Source organism: Clostridium sp. HBUAS56010, assembly GCF_007115105.1.
Lineage (GTDB): Bacteria > Bacillota > Clostridia > Lachnospirales > Lachnospiraceae > Lacrimispora.
Genome location: NZ_SULJ01000002.1, coordinates 240,589 through 258,709 on the forward strand (window position 1 = coordinate 240,589; position 18,121 = coordinate 258,709).

General features: G+C 40.5%; 18 protein-coding genes and 1 other annotated feature. All 18 genes read right to left on the bottom strand.

Going from position 1 to position 18,121, the window contains the following annotated elements; translation table 11 throughout:
- Positions 1-4: 4 nt before the first annotated feature.
- The 18 genes from FAY33_RS05720 to FAY33_RS05805 all read right to left on the bottom strand — a co-directional run bounded on the left by FAY33_RS05720 (position 5) and on the right by FAY33_RS05805 (position 18,061).
- Positions 5-1,321 carry a 4Fe-4S dicluster domain-containing protein gene (locus FAY33_RS05720; RefSeq protein WP_143319802.1) on the bottom strand — a complete coding sequence of 439 codons (1,317 nt, stop codon included), beginning with the start codon at positions 1,319-1,321 and terminating at the stop codon, positions 5-7.
- Positions 1,322-1,336: 15 nt separating this feature from the next.
- Positions 1,337-2,314 (bottom strand): hypothetical protein, encoded by a 978-nt coding sequence (locus tag FAY33_RS05725; protein ID WP_143319803.1) that lies wholly within the window; start codon positions 2,312-2,314, stop codon positions 1,337-1,339.
- A 217-nt stretch (positions 2,315-2,531) separates the two neighbouring features.
- Positions 2,532-3,776, bottom strand: a complete 1,245-nt coding sequence (locus FAY33_RS05730; RefSeq protein WP_143319804.1) for a [Fe-Fe] hydrogenase large subunit C-terminal domain-containing protein — start codon at positions 3,774-3,776, stop codon at positions 2,532-2,534.
- Positions 3,777-4,065: 289 nt separating this feature from the next.
- Positions 4,066-4,686, bottom strand: a complete 621-nt coding sequence (locus FAY33_RS05735; RefSeq protein ID WP_143319805.1) for a peptidase C39 — start codon at positions 4,684-4,686, stop codon at positions 4,066-4,068.
- A 65-nt stretch (positions 4,687-4,751) separates the two neighbouring features.
- On the bottom strand, positions 4,752-5,363 hold the full coding sequence (locus FAY33_RS05740) for a GNAT family N-acetyltransferase (protein ID WP_143319806.1): 612 nt from the start codon (positions 5,361-5,363) through the stop codon (positions 4,752-4,754).
- Between the two features lie 90 nt (positions 5,364-5,453).
- Positions 5,454-6,362 (bottom strand): hypothetical protein, encoded by a 909-nt coding sequence (locus FAY33_RS05745; protein WP_143319807.1) that lies wholly within the window; start codon positions 6,360-6,362, stop codon positions 5,454-5,456.
- A 218-nt stretch (positions 6,363-6,580) separates the two neighbouring features.
- Entirely contained in the window at positions 6,581-7,456 is an 876-nt protein-coding gene (locus FAY33_RS05750; protein WP_143319808.1) for a GNAT family N-acetyltransferase, read from the bottom strand.
- Positions 7,457-7,752: 296 nt separating this feature from the next.
- Positions 7,753-8,886: a DNA (cytosine-5-)-methyltransferase gene (locus FAY33_RS05755; protein WP_143319809.1), complete on the bottom strand. Its 1,134-nt coding sequence runs from the start codon at positions 8,884-8,886 to the stop codon at positions 7,753-7,755.
- Positions 8,887-9,091: 205 nt separating this feature from the next.
- Entirely contained in the window at positions 9,092-9,532 is a 441-nt protein-coding gene (locus FAY33_RS05760; RefSeq protein ID WP_143319810.1) for an NUDIX domain-containing protein, read from the bottom strand.
- Between the two features lie 95 nt (positions 9,533-9,627).
- On the bottom strand, positions 9,628-10,839 hold the full coding sequence (gene tyrS, locus FAY33_RS05765) for a tyrosine--tRNA ligase (protein ID WP_143319811.1): 1,212 nt from the start codon (positions 10,837-10,839) through the stop codon (positions 9,628-9,630).
- Positions 10,840-10,961: 122 nt separating this feature from the next.
- Positions 10,962-11,213: a binding site (T-box leader), on the bottom strand.
- Between the two features lie 132 nt (positions 11,214-11,345).
- A complete protein-coding gene (locus FAY33_RS05770) occupies positions 11,346-11,906 on the bottom strand; it encodes a nitroreductase (RefSeq protein WP_143319812.1) in 561 nt (186 codons plus the stop codon).
- A gap of 277 nt (positions 11,907-12,183) precedes the next feature.
- Positions 12,184-13,212 carry a transglutaminase domain-containing protein gene (locus tag FAY33_RS05775; RefSeq protein WP_143319813.1) on the bottom strand — a complete coding sequence of 343 codons (1,029 nt, stop codon included), beginning with the start codon at positions 13,210-13,212 and terminating at the stop codon, positions 12,184-12,186.
- Between the two features lie 133 nt (positions 13,213-13,345).
- A complete protein-coding gene (gene rpsI / locus FAY33_RS05780) occupies positions 13,346-13,738 on the bottom strand; it encodes a 30S ribosomal protein S9 (RefSeq protein ID WP_143319814.1) in 393 nt (130 codons plus the stop codon).
- Positions 13,739-13,766: 28 nt separating this feature from the next.
- Positions 13,767-14,201 carry a 50S ribosomal protein L13 gene (gene rplM / locus FAY33_RS05785; protein ID WP_143319815.1) on the bottom strand — a complete coding sequence of 145 codons (435 nt, stop codon included), beginning with the start codon at positions 14,199-14,201 and terminating at the stop codon, positions 13,767-13,769.
- A gap of 255 nt (positions 14,202-14,456) precedes the next feature.
- Positions 14,457-15,482 carry a tRNA pseudouridine(38-40) synthase TruA gene (gene truA / locus FAY33_RS05790; RefSeq protein ID WP_143319816.1) on the bottom strand — a complete coding sequence of 342 codons (1,026 nt, stop codon included), beginning with the start codon at positions 15,480-15,482 and terminating at the stop codon, positions 14,457-14,459.
- A gap of 24 nt (positions 15,483-15,506) precedes the next feature.
- Entirely contained in the window at positions 15,507-16,307 is an 801-nt protein-coding gene (locus FAY33_RS05795; RefSeq protein WP_143319817.1) for an energy-coupling factor transporter transmembrane component T, read from the bottom strand.
- Between the two features lie 13 nt (positions 16,308-16,320).
- The gene (locus tag FAY33_RS05800) at positions 16,321-17,169 is read right to left on the bottom strand and encodes an energy-coupling factor transporter ATPase (protein ID WP_143319818.1); all 849 of its coding nucleotides are present in this window, start codon (positions 17,167-17,169) and stop codon (positions 16,321-16,323) included.
- Positions 17,159-18,061, bottom strand: a complete 903-nt coding sequence (locus tag FAY33_RS05805; RefSeq protein WP_143319819.1) for an energy-coupling factor transporter ATPase — start codon at positions 18,059-18,061, stop codon at positions 17,159-17,161. The genes FAY33_RS05800 and FAY33_RS05805 overlap by 11 nt, the downstream gene beginning before the upstream one ends.
- Positions 18,062-18,121 lie beyond the last annotated feature (60 nt).

Genomic DNA, 18,121 nt, shown 5'->3' on the forward strand with positions numbered 1-18,121 from the left:
ACCCTTAACTTGTCTTTGGATCTTCTGCTGTCTTCTCCGATGATTTCTTTTGATAATGAGATAAAAGCTTATCCAGATAAATGGATTTAAACTGCTTACTGGCTAACGCCTGCTTTAGAGGAGGAAGCTTTAAAATGGCGGCAAATAAAGCTGCCATTGCCCTGTGATTGGCAAATGCCTGATTATCAAATACCAGATTCTGGAGTGTTCCCTTCTCAATTGCCTGAAGAACAAACCGGTGTGTGCTGTTTACCGGTGTTATAATCTGCTTTGGTCTGCGTTTTAATTCAATCGCCTTGACGCCGCAGTTTCTCGCACAGACTCCGCAGCCCAGACAGATTTCTTCATCAACCACGGCTTTTTTCTTCCCATCGCTTCCTGTTTCCATGGAGATGGCTAACACAGGACAGACAGTTTCACATTTACCGCACCCCACACAGGAATCCGCCGATATATGAGGCAGGTAATTGGTGGTTGCCACAGGCTGCATGGGACTGAATTTTCTTGCTGCCTGCAATGCCTCACAGCAGCAGCCACAGCAGTTGCACATGAATGCCGGATGTTCCCGCACATTTTCTCCGATCTGAACCAGGTTACTGGCATAAGACCGTTCCAGGGCATCCAGTGCTTCTGCTTTGGAAACCAGCTTCGTATATTCCCCGTGTTCAGAAAGAGAACGGGCCACATTGTCAAAGGTCAGACACACATCCCATGGTGCATCAATCTCACAGGGATGTCCTGCATGAGACATCTTATGTCTGCAATAACACAGACCAAGTCCAATGTACTTTGCCTCCTCAATGATGTGGGTAGCTCTCTCATAATCCAGAATATGATTGGTCTTTTCATTGGTAAGAACCGGCTCCTGTACATAGACCCTTCCCAGTTTTGTCTCTGTGACAAAGAATAGATCTTTTATAAAATCTTCTTCCACATTCATGTATTGATAATACAATTCACCTAAGTATTTCTGGTCGATGTCTCCTCTGGTCCGCATCAGAGCAAATTCTATAAAACCTGCCATGGGCGGCGGCATAACAAATTTACGCACTCCCTCATGCCAGGAATCTACCAGAAGAGCTTTTTCGCAAAGATGTTCCAGCAGTTTTTCTGCCTTGTATTCTGTTGTCCCCCAGATCTTAGCGGCCTTTTTTGCCGTAAATGGACGTACCGGAAGGAGGGATACCCACTTCGCCTCTTTTTCCGTGTACAAAACCTGAAGAATCTTATAAAGCGTCTCTGACGCAGGCGCCCCTTGTGTAAACCAGTTGATGCGGTCACTTAAATTCAAGTACGCATCACGGGTTGTCAGATGACCCATATCTCATTCCTTCTTTCAGACTGTTTTTTTGGCAATGACCTCCATACGGCCGTATGTAGTTCCTACACAGCGATAGGATTCAATGGATAATCCACAGGTCTGTGCCAGAACCTCCAGTCCTTCCCTGGTAAAGCAGACCTCATTGACTTCCTGCTTCCATATGGGAGTTCCCTTTTTTTCCAGATTGTGAAGATATTTGTCCAGATCCAGACAATCAAACCACAATATTCCGTCTTCCTCCAGATAATCCAGGGTATGAACGAAAATATCCCTGACATCTCTGGTTTTTGGAAACTGGTCCAGAATCACAGCACAATAAGTTCCTGTTACTATTCCATCCTGAAATTCCTCCAGGGATACAGCCTTTAAAGAGTATCCTGCCTTTTCTGCCTCTTTATATAATTGACTTCTTTTGTCACCGATAAACAGCATGACTCCCTCTGAAACAAATCTTCCCACATCAGCCAGTAACCGTTCACAGCCTGCTTTGGTGCGGCGATGCTTTTTCTTCTCTTTTAACAGACGGTCCTGCTCTCTTGCAAGGTAATAATTCTGGCATTCCCTGCATTTCATAAAGATCCGAACCGGTTTTTGCAGGCTTTCTCTTTCGGCACCTCCCTCCGCATAAAAAAGAGCACTGTAATGGGGAGTCCCTTTTCCTCCGCAGACAGGACAGATCTCCAGTTCTTCCGTCATCAAATTACGGATCTCCTTTAATGCAGAAAAATACCACCGGTAAAGCCTGTCTTTAAACTCATGGTCGTAGACAAACAGCCAGTTCTTTATGATCTCTGCCATCCATCTGGTCTCGTGAATCACGGACTGATCCCCCTGCATCTCTTTTAAATTTCCAACCAGAGCCATAAGTCCTGAAACAGCATCTTCCTTCAACCGTTCATTCCCCCGTGATGTCATAAGATGCTCAACCCCTTCCACCACACTGCTGCACAGATTCACCATTGTCACCAGTTGATTCATTCTGCCTGTTGTCATAACCATTTCCTTTCTTTTCGGACCTCGTCCATACATACCTTACTATATTATCATTTTTAGAGGGGAAAATGCAAGTCACAATCCGGGAAACAGTCTGGCAAAAATCGTTTCTCCAAAAGAATAACACCAGAACAAGGTCTGGTGTTAAGCATGGAAATTGTATCTTAATTGATCCATTTCGTTTCTCTGTGTGCTGATTGAAATGGTTTTATGATTTTTAAGTAATGTTCCGGCTGAATAAATCCGTTTCCTCTAAGAGACTTTCAATGGTATCCAGATTCAAACGGTGCAAAAGCTCAATGACATATGGATTTTCTGCCGGATGCTGATAGGTGGCATTGTCGCCGTAATCATTGACTAATTCCGTTCCCTGTTCTACTCCCAGTATGGCTCTCGGACCGCCAACACAACCTCCTACACAGCCCATTCCTTCATAGAAGTTGGCTTCAATGTTGCCAGCCATAATATCCTGAATCATCTTTTTACAGGCTGGTACCCCATCCGCCTTTTTGGAGATGATCTCTGTCTTTTTATCAGGGTTAATGGCTTTTACCGTAAGCTCTACTGCCTCACTGACTCCGCCTTTTCTGGCATAGATCCTGCCTGCCTTGGAAGAATGATCCTTCTCGCTCTCTTCCATGGAAGCCGGGTCAATTCCAAGAGCTTCAAAGATATTTTTTACCTCCTGGAAGGTAAGTACATAATCAACCGCTCCTGCCAGATCCTTTTCCCTTGCCTCCGCTTTCTTCGCCAGACAAGGACCGATAAATACGGTCATGGCATCAGGGTGCAGTGCTTTTATTACTCTTCCACAGGCTACCATAGGAGAAACTGATCCTGGTACATGGGGAAGAAGCTGATGATAGATCTTACGGATCATACCAATCCACATGGGACAGCAGCAGCTGGTAAGCTGAAAGTCACTGGAATCATTAATGTTCTTGTCAAATTCCAGGGCTTCTTTCAAAGTAAGAATATCCGCAAATAAAGCCACTTCAAGCATTCCGTCAAATCCCACTTCTTTCAGCGCTGTCCGTAACTTTCCAGGGGTTACCTCTTTGGAATACTGTCCTAAAAATGCAGGTGCGATCATGGCATATACCACACCTTTCGAGCTTCGGATTGCCTTTAGAGCCGGAATGATGTCCGTACTCGCTGTCAGTTTCTCTTTTGCACATCCGTCAATACACTTCTCACATCCAAAACAAAGATCCGGATCTACAAGAATCCCATCCTCTCCCATACTCAGTGCCCCAAATGGACAGCGGTCCAGACACTCACTCCGTTTTTCTTTGGAACAGGTGCATTTCTCCGTACGGATTACCAAGGGGTGTTTCTCCGGATTTAAAAGACAATCCAAATGATAGGGATCGTAATTAACAGGCTCTGGCGCCGTTGAATCCGAATTCTTATCCAGTACTGTTTTGACCGTACTTTCATACAATTCTTTAAATGTCTGCATAAAATACCTCCCGCATATATACTATTTTCTCTGTAACGCTGTACTTCGTGTGAACTCAGACTTTGATAGTACAACACCATTATAATACCTTTTTTCCATCCATGCTATACCATAAACAGTCTTCCTTCGATAAAATTCCATGATTTTCTTACCAATTTCCCTGATTGCCCTGCCGCACAAAAATAGCGAAGCAGTTTAAAACCACTTCGCTGTAACATCCAACTTATGAAAGCCGTATCCGTATTCCCTGATTCTGAAAAGCTCCTTTTTTCGTATCCCTCATGACATCTTAAATAAAATATTCAATGGTATCAGACGGTTTCTTCTGGGTATCCCGGTTAAAGATGATAGTTGCTTCCCTGGTATCAACAGGTCCAAGGGCATAGGAACCTTTTCCTGTGCTGTTTACCATCTCCCACGGAACGCTGCGATTCCTGCTGTAAGGCATATCGGTAATCAGCTTCAGCTCCGGCTGCGGAAAGGGCTTTTTCCTGTAATAGGGATCAAAAAGGTAAACCTGCCTGGTATCGGCTCCAGTCAGCAGCACATAATGCCAACACCCATACATCACCCGTGCCACTACGGCTCCCCCCTGCTGCAGGGCATACATAATCCGGCTGTTCTCTCCTATAAATACCTCTTCACCCGTGAGATATTCACTGTGTATGGGAAACTTCTTCATCTTGCCGAACTGATTGAGCCAGTCACTTAGAAACATCATTGCCATTTTAGATGTTCCGTTTTTACCAAACTCACCCTTTGCATTATAGGAATCGAGACAAAAAAGCATAATATGTTTAATAATATCCGGCGGTACTTCTTCCCTCTTAAAGAGATAACTCATGGCATTTTGCAATGTAGTGGGACCGCAGTCATATTCCGTCACCTGGTAATTCAGAGGGTTTTTCATATCGCTTTCACTTCCTTGTCTTTATGTATGGCATCTGGGTTCTTATAAGCATTATTTGTAACATTTTAAGATTCTCTTGTCAATGGGTTTTCACTGGTTTCTTTTACGAAATCTTCATGGGATCTGGAAATATACATAGCTTTCGTAAGACCATACACTGCCAGATCACAAACCCCTTCGTTGTTTTTGCCCGCCTGGACAAGGGTTCCTTCATATTGTAGTCCTGCTTTATTCATGACTTTACCTGAGTTGGGATTCTTTGTATCATGTCTCGCTGAAATCCTGTTACACTCTGCCTTTTCAAACAGAAACTGAACCACGGCCCGGAGAGCTTCCGTTGTAATCCCCCTATGCCAATAAGACTCTCCGATACAGTAACCGATTTCAACAGCGTCTATGGTTTCATCCATTCCAACAACTCCCATACTGCCGATTGCCTCACCGTTCTCTTTGTATTCCAGACACCACTGATAACACTTAGGATCCACATAATTTTTCACCCAGATTTTAAGGATCATTTCTGTCTGATCCATAGACTCGTGGGCGGGCCAGGTTACATATTTTGTAACCGCCTCACTACTTGCCCAGTTGTTGTACATATCCTTGGCATCCTCTTGCTGAAACGGTCTCAAAATCAAACGGTCAGTTTCCAGTACAACGGTTCCTAAATGATTCATTCTTTCATCCCCCTTTAACTTAACAAAATAATTCCTATTCCCTTGGTTAAACCTGGAAGCATCATTTTCGTTATAACAAGCGCCGGATTATTATATTTCAGACACTGCCAGCGTCCATTCTTTTCTAAATTCTTTCACTGTCTGATAGCGATCCAGCCGATCGCCTGCAACTGCCTTTACCAATACTTCATATGCCTTATCGTTTAACTCCCAGCGATCCAAACAACAGGGTGAAAAACAATTATTTTTATATCTAAGTTTTATTTCCTGCTCCGTAAAACCTCCAAAAAAATGAAAGATTAACGCTCCTAAGGTAAATACATTGGTTCTCTCATCAATAGACTCATGAAGAATGTATTCCTCCGGTGCCTTTAACCGTTTGCTCCCCCAATACTGTTCCCCCATATCGTTGAAAGCCGGCTTTTCTCTAAAAAAATCGATGTCACAAATCATGGTAGCATCCAAATTAAAATCATAGATGATGCTGCCATCATAAAAGTCAACCGCAACATAATTTTTTTCTGCTGTCAATTCCAAAAAAGAAAATAATGTATCAACCGTACGAAATTTTTTCCAGATTGGCAGTTCTTTAAATTTATTAGATGGAGATTTTATAAGAGGATTATCTTTATAATAATCAAAGTTCCAATGATCATACAGGCACTCCCCTTCGGCCCAATCAAAGACAGCTGCATACAATTCTCCAACCGGAAAATGCTCTCTAATTCTAATTAAGTTTGGGTGATCTAAAATTTCATACAGTTTTACTGCTTCCTTTAGAACCTTCACCGATTCCCCAGGATCAATCTCTGCTTCCATTGTATGAACTCCCGCAACTTTTATGAAATACCGCTTATCCCTATTCTCAACTCCAAAACCAATGCAGCCTGATCCTGTCTGGTCAAAAACACAGAATACTTTTCCATACTTATGAACCCACTGAAAATCATGATACTCCCTCAGTTTAAATTTCACTTCATCAATGGTGATATTTTCCATATCTCCTCCCCCAATAAATACATCGTTAAGATTACTAAACATGTATAGACATCTTTTTAATAAGATAATACATTATACCTCTTGGATTCAATTAATTCTTAATCCAGGGAGGTGCACCTCAATATCCTCCATCACAGGTCAAAGAATTAAATATTTAATTGTACAATTCAAGCTAACTTTCGCATATTAAACAAAGATACTTTACAACATATTTTTTTTTACGTATGCGACAACGTTGGTATTCTTTGGTGAAACTTCTCAATCGTGCCGGTTAAAATCCCCTTTACAAACAACGTAGTATCCTGCTCCGTAATTTCTTCTAATTTAAAATCCTCTGTTTCCAACGGTGAAAATCCCAGGATCACTTTTTTAACATCTTTTCCAAAAGCAGAGGCTATTTCATTTATATTGATTTTCTGAGGCGAAAAAATCTGATGTAAAAACAAGGTTCCTTTCTGAAACTCTGCAATGACATATGCCTTTTGGCTTTCGACCATATACACATTTTCACTCAGAAATCCAGTTGTATAAAACATGATAAGTTCCATGTTCTCCTGCATCCATAAGCTGCTTTGAACATTGCTGGATTCCATAAATTTCTCAAAGCGTTTCCAGTCATCCATTCCTTTCATTGACACCTTTTTTGCAGTCATTCCCGTATCTATATTCATTTCTTTTGACCAACTGTATTCTTTTTCACTTTGATATCCGAATTTTGTGTAAAAATCAAGTACCCGGTCATTGGCAAAGAGAAAATATCCATCGGCTTTCCCCAGATAGTCGGATTCAACTTCATGAATCAGTTTACGAATCAATCCCTGATTTCTATAGGGTTTACTTGTCATAACGGTTCCAAGCTGAATATAGTTTCGAACTGCACCGTTGTGCAGAAACCTCATGGGACTTACGGAAACATTGGCAATCACCTGATCTCCGTCTACGAAGGAATAAGGAATATATTTATTTTTCCAATATCCATTCTGATACCAGTCTTCAAAATCAATACCAAAAGTTGTCTGTGCCAGACCATTAAAACTTTTTCTGATTGTATCATTGTCTTGATAAGCTTTTAAAAATTTATAGTTCTTCTCCATGCCGCCTTCTCCATTTGTTGTTGATCTATCTATCGTTGTTACATCAATAACACTCTACAATTTTCTTCAATAAACTGATTTCTTTTTGATTTCTTTTTGATTTGATTTTTCATTATTGTTAAATTATTTAAGCCTGATAAAAATGTTTTTGTCAATTATAATCATATGTATGACTGCCCTTTATCGTATTATATCAAATAATATAACAAAATCTATCTCAAACTTTTTTATAAAAGTACTTGTGCAATTACACGGTACAATCATAGGAAAGAAAAATCATAGGATTGAATCAAAAGTTAAGTAATAGAAGCTTTTCTTCCAAACGTTATCATTTTCCCAATAAAATGCGTATAGGAAACATTCCCACTGTTTTGTTTAAAATAATCCGCAATCACATAATTTTTACGAAGAAAACGATCTGCTTCCTTTCTGCTCATGCCGTGATTTATTAAATATTGTATACTTCTTTCCAGTTGAACCTCATCAATTCCATGGTTCCAATCGTTGAACTCCATAAAATCTTCTACTGTCTGGTGATAATCTTCCATTTCAGGAGAAACAAAGGATACTTTATCATTCATTCGAATTTCAATTTGCTTCATGCCTAATTTTTGCATGATATATGCGGTTCTCATGGCAACAGCATAATCACGGCCTTCTCTTTCCAATTCCATTTTCCAGTTTTTATCCAAACCCGTATGATCACATAAATAACTGTAATCCATTCCCTCTACATATAAGCCATCACATTCAAACTCTCTGTTGGTGTCTATGCATATAATAAGTGCACCAGCCCTGGCATGATCAAGCATTTTAGAAATAAATGATTCAGAAGACTTAATATGCCTTAATACGGATTGGCATATGACAATATCATATTTCTGATTAATCGAATATTGATAAAAATCGTTCTTAATAAATTCCCCCTGAATTCCTGAATTTAAAAACATCTCCTTTCCCTGTTTCATTAATTGATCTGCAAAATCAATTCCGGTATAAGTACTGCCTTTTGGCAGCAAGGGCATCATGAAAAGCCCAAGTGAACCGTATCCGCATCCACAGTCCAGAACCCTGACAGGGGCGTGCACCTTCCATACATGATCGATTAAAAATTTCATATAATCGGTATTCCAATGGGATTTTCTTGTCCTCAGAAGATAGTCAAACCTTTTATCCCAAAATTCCTTTGTATCTGTTTTTCCAGAAAGGTATTCTTCTTCCTTCAATGGTCTTAATCCAAGTAGTTCATCAACTGTTACATTAAAATACTCAGCTAATTCAGGTAACATTACGATATCAGGCATTGTTACTTTATTTTCCCATTTGCTAATTGTCTGGTATGATACACCTAATGCATCTCCCAATTCCTGTTGAGTGATTCTTTTTTTCTTTCTCAGTACGGATATTTTCAAATTCATGTTCTTCATCATCTCACCCCCTTGCTACCATTATACATAACTCCCTACTTTTTGTATTTATCTTATTTGTATCATTCATTCGCCTCTTAAGCAACATGAAAATTTGTAACTATTATTACTACTGCCGATTTGTCAAAGTACAAGCCCATTTCCAATAATTTTAAATAAGAAGATTAAATAAATATAAAAACATACTGATTTAGTTTTATAAAAAAACTTACATACAGCCAGATTTTCTAACGAATTCCAATAATCGAGGCTGTATCAGAGGATACGTCCACTCTGTTGGCAAGTCCTCAGTAATCAATATCTTTTCTATTTCACTATGCAGCTCTTTCTCAAAACTATAAATTTCAGCAAAATAAAGCATCCCAAATGTTTCTTGATCATATTTCTCATTGACCCTTGTATTACCCTTTACGGAATAGACACATAACGGTATTATATTAAAATCAATGGCACCTGTTTCCTCCTGCAGTTCCCTTTCTGCTGTGCGGAAAATGGTCTCCCCAGCTTCCCGATGTCCCCCCGGTGCCTCATAGGTATTTCGTTCTCTGTGTTTGCAGAACACCCATTTTCCATTGTATCTGCTTATAATCACCGCAAATCGGAGTTTATGATCCTCTGCCTCTTCATAAAACTTAACTTCTGTACTCACTTCCGTTTTTCTCCTTCCTTCATGGTTTTCATCTCAGCCTCAAGCGATCCCAGATAATCAATTCCCCGAACTATTTTCTGTATCACTTACATTTCTTATTTATTAATTCTTACAAACACCTTTTTCCCTATTTTCAGAACATCAAGATTAAACAACACTGTATTTAGTTCCTCTTCTCCAATCTTCTCTCCATTAAGTCTGACTCCCCCTTGCTTCATAAGACGTAAAAATTCACTTCTGCTTTTTACCAGTCCCATGGCAGCTAATTGAGGGATGGTGTCATTCACCGTCTCTTTTCCGATTGCCAAAAGCAAAACAGGAATGTCATCTGGAACCGTCTTTTTGCTAAAAGCGGCTTCATAGTAAGAAACTGCCTTCTGCAGTTCTTCATCCGAGTGGTATAGTCCAGTAATAATTTGTGCCAACCGGAATTTGATATCCCTGGGGTTAATTCCTGCAAGAAGCTCTGATTGGATGGCTTTCACTTTGTCTGGATGCTCATCCGTTGCCAGTTCAAAATATCTGATGATCAGGTGATCCGGCACTTCCATAACCTTTTTAAACATTATTTCTGCCGGTTCACTGATTCCGATATGGTTTTGAAGGCTTTTGCTCATCTTCTCCACTCCATCAAGCCCTTCCAGAATGGGCATAAATAAAGCTGCCTGCGGCTCCTGGCCCCTGGCTTTTTGAAGGGTTCTTCCCATAAGAATATTAAAAACCTGATCCGTTCCCCCAAGCTCAATATCCGCATGCAATTCTACTGAATCATAAGCCTGCATCAGCGGATAAAAAAACTCATGAATTCCAATGGGAACCTCATTCTGAAAACGTTTTTCAAACTCATCCCGCTCCAGCATTCTTGCAACCGTGGTAGAAGCCGCCAGACTGATCACCTCTTCAAAATTAAGCTTTGAAAGCCATTCACTGTTAAACCTCACCTTGGTCCGCTCCCGATCCAGAATTTTAAAAATCTGTTCCTGGTAGGTATGTGCATTTTGTTTCACCTGTTCCTCAGTCAATGCCTTTCTTCCTTTTGACTTTCCTGTGGGATCTCCAATCTTTCCCGTAAAATCTCCGATTACAATAACCGCCTCATGTCCAAGTTCCTGCATTTGCCTGATCTTCCTCAAAACAACGGCATGCCCAAGATGAATATCTGGTGCAGATGGATCAAGCCCCAGCTTGATGATAAGAGGCTTGTTCTGATTGTAAGACCGCTCCAGTTTTGCAAACAGCTCTTCCTCGCTGACGCAGTGATTGACTCCTTTGCAGATAATCTTTATTTGCTCCTTTGGTGTTAACATCCTTCAACATCTCCTGTTCGTATATTTATAAATATTTGCAGAATCTATAAGAAATACAGAAAACAAAGAGTCGAGGCGTTTCTATCTTCCTGTAAAATAAAAAACTCCCGTCCTGATGTTTCCAAAAGGACGAGAGTTGATCTCGTGTTACCACCTTAAGTTCATAGACAGCTCACACTGTCTACCTTATCGGGTACGGCATTGGCGATACCCTTGCACTTGATCACGGTGTGCTTTCCGTCGCAGCCTACTCCTTTCCAGTTTTGGTGCGCAGCTCCAAGACGTATTCACATCTCCTATCCATGAGCCTCTCATCAACCGGCATCTTTCTGTCTGGAATCGAAAATGCTACTCTTTCTTTTCATAGCCTTTTCTTATACTCCGGATTGCATCGCAATCCTTTGTAGTGCAAATATTTAATTATGTGGTATGTTATCACATTATGGCTTAAACGTCAATATAAAATTACTATTCTCCTGACATTGCCTGCGCCAAATTCTCCCATATTATTTTATAATCGTAACAATGCCTTCTTTTCTGGGCGCTGCCTTTGGAGCTTCCTTGCTGTTATACCCAAGTGCTGCAGTTCCACACAAATCATAATCTTTTGGAATCCCCAACTCAGTAAGCAAACTTCTTACTTCCGGATCATTGCAGGTTATGGCTAATATCTGAATCCAGCATGAACCAATATTCAATGAATGAGCCGCCAAAAACATATTTTGAAGTGCTGCCGCACAATCCTCCATTCCTGTCTGTGCATTTCTATCATAAGCAGTAAGAACTATAGTAGGAGCATTATAAAAAGGATTAAATGCAGGATTGTCGGCCATCTTTTTCAGTTGTTCAATCTCAGACTTCTTCAATGCTTCCTTAACGGTCAGGACAAGTTTGTCAATGACTTCTTTGTTCTGTATTGCGGTAAAATGCCAACACTGTTTTCCCATTCCGCTGGGAGCAAACTTTGCCGCTTCCAGTATTGCATTTAAATCTTCACCAGAAATCTGTTTTTCCTGATAGGTTCTTACACTTCTTCTTGTCAAAATATTTTGGATCACTTCATTCATTCTTTTTTCTCCTTATTAATGATTATTTTAAACGTAATTGAGTCTCAAATCTGCATATGCTCTTTTTCATAAATTTATCTTATCCTTTTTAAAAAAACACTATTTACGATTCAAACATAAGAACTATTATATTCCTTTATTTCAATAGAGTCCAATTATATTTTTATAAACTAAATTTAAAATAATTATTAAATTTTGGAATGAACGTGATTTTGTCTATCAGAAAAACCCATACTTTTATAGAACAGATATCATATTTCTTATCAAAACTTGTCCTCTATTCTAATGATACGGCATCATTCTCTTCTTCGTACGCATCTTCCATCTTCACCGAAGCATCTATCTGCTCCCGAATAAATTTCACACGTATGACCGCCTGCTGCCAGTTAATTGAAACCTGACTGTGCATGTTTTTTTCTGTACCTGCCTCAGCGATCCTATGCAGCAGCTCCTCAATAACCGTCTTTGTGAGGTAACCGCCTCGCCACTGAAAGGTCAGTACTTTTCCCTTTTTAACCGCCTGTTTGCAGCGTTTTTCCACATCTTCCTGTTTGGTGAAAGATAGCTTTTTCTCTTTGTAATAAAACCTATTATCTTCCCTGCACACAGGAGCTTTATAGATCAAAGGCTCGTGATCCTTAAACATACTTTTATCACCCAGATTAAAATAGTCATATCTCACTTCTTTTTTGCCTAGTGTATTATCAAACGTTGCATCCAGATGATACCATGCTCCATCAATCCGAACCACATTCCAGGCATGGCGGTATTTAATGTTCTTCTCCGGATTATTTTCCGAAATGACAACAATACAGGGAATTGCCAACTGATCACAAAGGATCTTTACCGCTTTTGCGATTCCTTCACACACTCCCACTCCCTGTCCCAGGGGACCTATAATTTCATGGGAATATTGTTTTTTAAGCTTATCATAAGTCACGTTTTCACAGATAAAGTCATGGATGTACTGTTCCTTTTCCCAGTCACTTTTCTCTTTCACCACCCGGACAAGTTTCTCCACCCTGGTCTTCATTGCAAGCTGATGCTCTTTGATTTTATTCTTTTCAAACAAATAAACCGGTTTTACCTTTAACAACGTAGAATCATCATAGAAAGAATAACGAAATGTAGAAGCATAAAATATTTCCGGACAATCCAATCTTAACTTATGAAAAATATCACTCAGCTCTGTTCCATCAATTCTCGGGACATCAAAGCTTTGGGAGAACGACTCCACGCCGCTCTTAATCAACTGGTAAATTCTTTGCTGCTGCTTATTCATCTGACTATAATAATATGGCTCCATTTTACCTCATCCACCATTTCTTTATTCTTGTAATACAAAAACCTCCCAGACGAATACGAATTGTATTCGCATCGTCTTGGGAGGTTCTGATCGCCGTATGGCGTATATTTTGTTGATATTTTCTCGTAAGAGATTATCTCTTTGAGAACTGTGGTGCACGACGAGCAGCTTTTAAGCCGTATTTCTTTCTTTCTTTCATTCTTGGATCTCTTGTTAAATAACCAGCTTTTTTGAGAATTGGACGATAGTCTGCATCTGCCTGAAGTAAAGCTCTTGAGATACCGTGTCTGATTGCACCAGCCTGTCCAGTGAATCCACCACCGTGAACGTTTACTAAAATATCAAACTTCTCGATAGTCTCTGTAGCAACTAATGGCTGACGAACAACAACCTTTAATGTTTCAAGACCTAAGTACTGGTCAATATCTCTCTTGTTGATTGTGATCTTACCTGTACCTGGTACTAAATATACTCTAGCGATAGATTTTTTTCTTCTGCCTGTTCCGTAAAATTTTGCATTAGCCATGATAACTTCCTCCTTTCAGTACCTCTAATTAAAATTTGATTTCTAAAACTTCTGGTTTCTGAGCCGCATGATCATGCTCTGCACCTGCAAATACATGAAGTTTTGTTATCATGCTTCTTCCTAAAGGTCCCTTTGGAAGCATACCCTTAACAGCTAATTCCATAACTTTCTCAGGCTTTTTAGCCATCATTTCTCTTAATGTTGTTTCCTTCATTCCGCCAACATACTCAGAGTGATTGTAATAAATCTTCTGATCTAACTTCTTACCTGTAACGGAAATCTTATCTGCGTTTACAACGATCACATAATCACCGCAATCCATATGTGGTGTGTAGGTCGGTTTATTCTTACCTCTTAATACCTTAGCTACTTCTGATGCCAAACGTCCTAATGTATATCCTGTAGCGTCAACGACGTACCATTTTCTCTCAATTGTTGCTGGACTAGCCATAAAAGTCTTCATTGGACAACCTCCTGTAAATTCTGGTGTTTTAATTCATAACCGCATTATGAAAGCACATTCCATAATCCGATGGTCCGTATCAAAATACAATACGCTCTATTCAGAAACTAAAAAAAATTTCTAAATATGTTATATGAAAAAATGCTCACTCCGGGGCATGGCTGAACATTTTCGCCTAACGTCACAGTTATACATTATATTACATTCCATCCAATGTGTCAACCTTTTTCCCCCATAAAATCAAGGTTTTAAAGCTTATTTTTGTGTGACATACCAAGGGGAATCTTCCTGTGCACGCTGGAAAATATAAAAACCATATTGTCTTCCAATCCGGATTCTTCCATCTATTTCCTCATCTTTCACATATACCCTCAAAGCACCGTTTCGAACCGCCTGATGAACCACCCGTATTAGAAGCCGTTCAAAGTCTTCTTCCCGGCAGCGGTGGATTGTCAGCCAGGCATCTCCCGCAGAAATCACCTGCTCCTGACAAAGAGTATAACTCCAATCTTTATTTTCACCGTGTATTTCTTTCTTTAGTTTCTTTTCATAGTCCAGGCTGACCAGTGTAAGCCCTCTTGCCGCTGCCTTAGGACCTGCCGCCATCCTGTCCCTGGCGTCAAGAATGGTCTCCATATGAGAAGGCGGATAAGCGCCCATTCCCACTTTCATAAGCGTTCCGGCAATGATTCTTACCATATTATATAAAAATCCACTTCCTTTAATCCGTATGGTAATCAAACCCTCTTCCATCTCAATATCCAGGCTGTAAATAGTTCTGACCGTCTCCTCCGCCTGCTTTCTGACCGTACAGAAGCTTTTAAAATCATGTTCTCCTACCAGATAAGCTGCTCCTTTTCGCATTTTTTCCACATCAAGAGGAATATAGCAGAAATCGCTGTACAGACGCTGGGTAGGAATCTCAATCTTCCGGTTTAGAATCTTATATTCATATGTTTTAATGCAATTTTGTTTTCTTGGATGGTAATCCGGTGCAACTTCTTCGGAATGCAGAATACGAATATCATCAGGAAGCCGCTGGTTTAATGCGAAGCAGACCTTATCCCCAGGCATTCTGCTGGTCATATCAAACACAGCCACATTTCCCATGGCATGTACTCCGGAATCGGTTCTGCTGGCACCGATAACAACAATCGGCTCTTTTAATAACTCTGAAAGCTTCTTATTTAATACTTCTTCTATAGTAATACCATTTTTCTGAATCTGCCATCCGCAGTAATTGGTGCCGTCATAGGCAACGATCATCTTTACCCGTTTCATGTGTTCTCCTTTTGGCAGAATTTATCATAGAATTGCCCGCAGACTTATAATCATTCCAAGATACACCAGATAAATCAGATAGGTACCCCCATCTCTTTTGGCATATCGGAGTGGTTTCATCTTGGTGCGGCCCTCTCCGCCTCTATAACATCTGGCTTCCATTGCCATGGCAAGATCCGTAGCCCTTCGAAATGCAGATATGAAAAGAGGTACCAGAAGAGGAATCATGTTCTTTGCCCTCTGAATCAGATTCCCTGTCTCAAAATCAGCCCCTCTTGCCATCTGTGCTTTCATGATCTTGTCTGTTTCCTCTACAAGAATCGGAATAAAACGAAGAGCAATGGACATCATCATGGCTACTTCATGAACCGGCACCCTTATTTTATTTAGAAACTTTAAACTCTTTTCCAGCCCATCCGTCAACTGATTGGGTGTGGTAGTCAATGTCATAATGGAAGAACCAACCACCAGATATATAAGCCGCACTCCCATAAATGCTGCAATCTGAATCCCTTCCTTTGTCACCTTCACAAACCCCAAACGAAAAATCTCTACTCCCGGAGTCAGAAACAGGTTAAAGCTGACACTGATCAAAAGCAGGAAAACAATTGCTTTCAATCCACGGATCATATAAGAAAACGGAACATTACTTAACCGGATGGCAACTGCCAGAAATACAGTTGCAAGTAAATATGCCCAAATGCTGTTTACAACAAAAAGGGATATGATAAAAACCATAGTCCCAAACAGTTTTGTCCTGGGGTCCAGTCGGTGAAGAATGGAGTCCACAGGATAATACTGTCCCAACGTAATATCTTTTAACATAGTATCTCCTGATCTATTTTCCCAGAAGCCTTAAAATCTCGTCTCTGGCTTCTTCCACGGTTGTAATATTATCATCAATCGGAATTCCCTGTTCTTTCAGCGTATGAACCACATAGGTAATCTGCGGCGCTGCAAGACCAATGGCTTCCAGTTCTTTGTACTGCTTAAACACCTCTTTGGGGGTATCATCAAACACCTTCTGCCCATGATTCATAACTAAAATACGGTCAACATACCTGGCAATGTCCTCCATGCTGTGGGACACCAGAATGATGGTTATGTGATGTTCTTTATGGAGCCGGTCAATCTGGTCCAGAATTTCGTCTCTTCCCTTTGGGTCCAGTCCTGCCGTCGGCTCGTCAAGGATCAGAACCTCAGGCTTCATTGCCAGAACACCAGCAATGGCAACCCGGCGCTTCTGACCGCCGGAAAGTTCAAAAGGAGAACGTTTGTAATAACTTTCATCCATTCCTACCATGACAAGTGCTTCCTTTGCCCTGTTTTCCACTTCTTCTTTGGAAAGCTTCTGGTTTTTCGGACCAAAACACACATCTGTAAATACATCCATCTCAAAAAGCTGGTGTTCCGGATACTGGAAGACAAGTCCCACATGGCTTCTTAAAGACCGCATATCGTATCCTTGTTCATAGATATTCTTTCCATTATAATAGATTGCTCCGCTGGTAGCCCGGATGAGTCCATTTAAATGCTGAATCAAGGTGGATTTCCCGGAACCTGTATGTCCGATCAGTCCAATAAATTCTCCATCCTTGATCTCAAAATTCACTTCCTTTAAGGCATGCTGTTCAAAAGCGGTTCCATGCCCATAAATATAATTCAGATTTTCAGCTTTAATTCCCACGGTCCTCTCCTTTCATGGAATCCTCTCGGGAAACGTGACTAGAAAACTTCGGAACAAGATTCTCCATCAGCTCGTCTAAAGTAAGTATTCCATCGGGTAAATCCACACCATGCTTTTGCAGCTCATAAGCTAACTCGGTAACCTGAGGAACATCAAGGCGGTAAGACTTCAGTTCTTCTACCCTGGAAAATATCTCTTTTGGAGTTCCGTCCATAACCACTTTTCCTGCGTCCATAACAATTACCCGGTCAGCATCCGTTACCTCTTCCATGTAATGAGTAATCAGAAGTACGGTAATTCCCTCTTTTTTATTTAATTCCAAAACAGTCTTTACCACTTCTTTGCGTCCATTCGGATCTAACATAGCAGTTGGTTCATCCAAAACAATACACTGAGGTCTCATTGCCATAACTCCGGCAATGGCAACCCGCTGCTTCTGTCCTCCTGACAGCCTGTTGGGCGATTTTAAACGGTATGGTGCCATTCCTACTGCTTCCAGGCTTTCTTCCACCCGTTTCCATATATCCTCTGTTGGAACGCCCAGATTCTCAGGACCGAACCCTACATCTTCTTCTACAATATTTCCGATGATCTGATTATCGGGATTCTGAAACACCATTCCAGTTCTCTTACGCACTTCCCACAGATTGTCTTCCAGAGCAGTATCAAGTCCCTGAATCCAGACGGTTCCTTCTGTCGGCTGTAAGATTGCATTTAACTGCTTGGCAAATGTAGACTTTCCAGAACCATTGTGTCCTAATATGGCAACGAACTGCCCTGCCTCAATATCTAAATCCACATCATCGATGGCACGTTTTATCTCTTCTATATTTTCTTCTTCATCTCTTCTGACATAATCAAATATCAGCTTTGACGCTTTTATTATTCCCATAGCAGACCTTTCTGTCTTAATTTTATACAAGCTTATGACACATAATTTTAGTTGAATTAT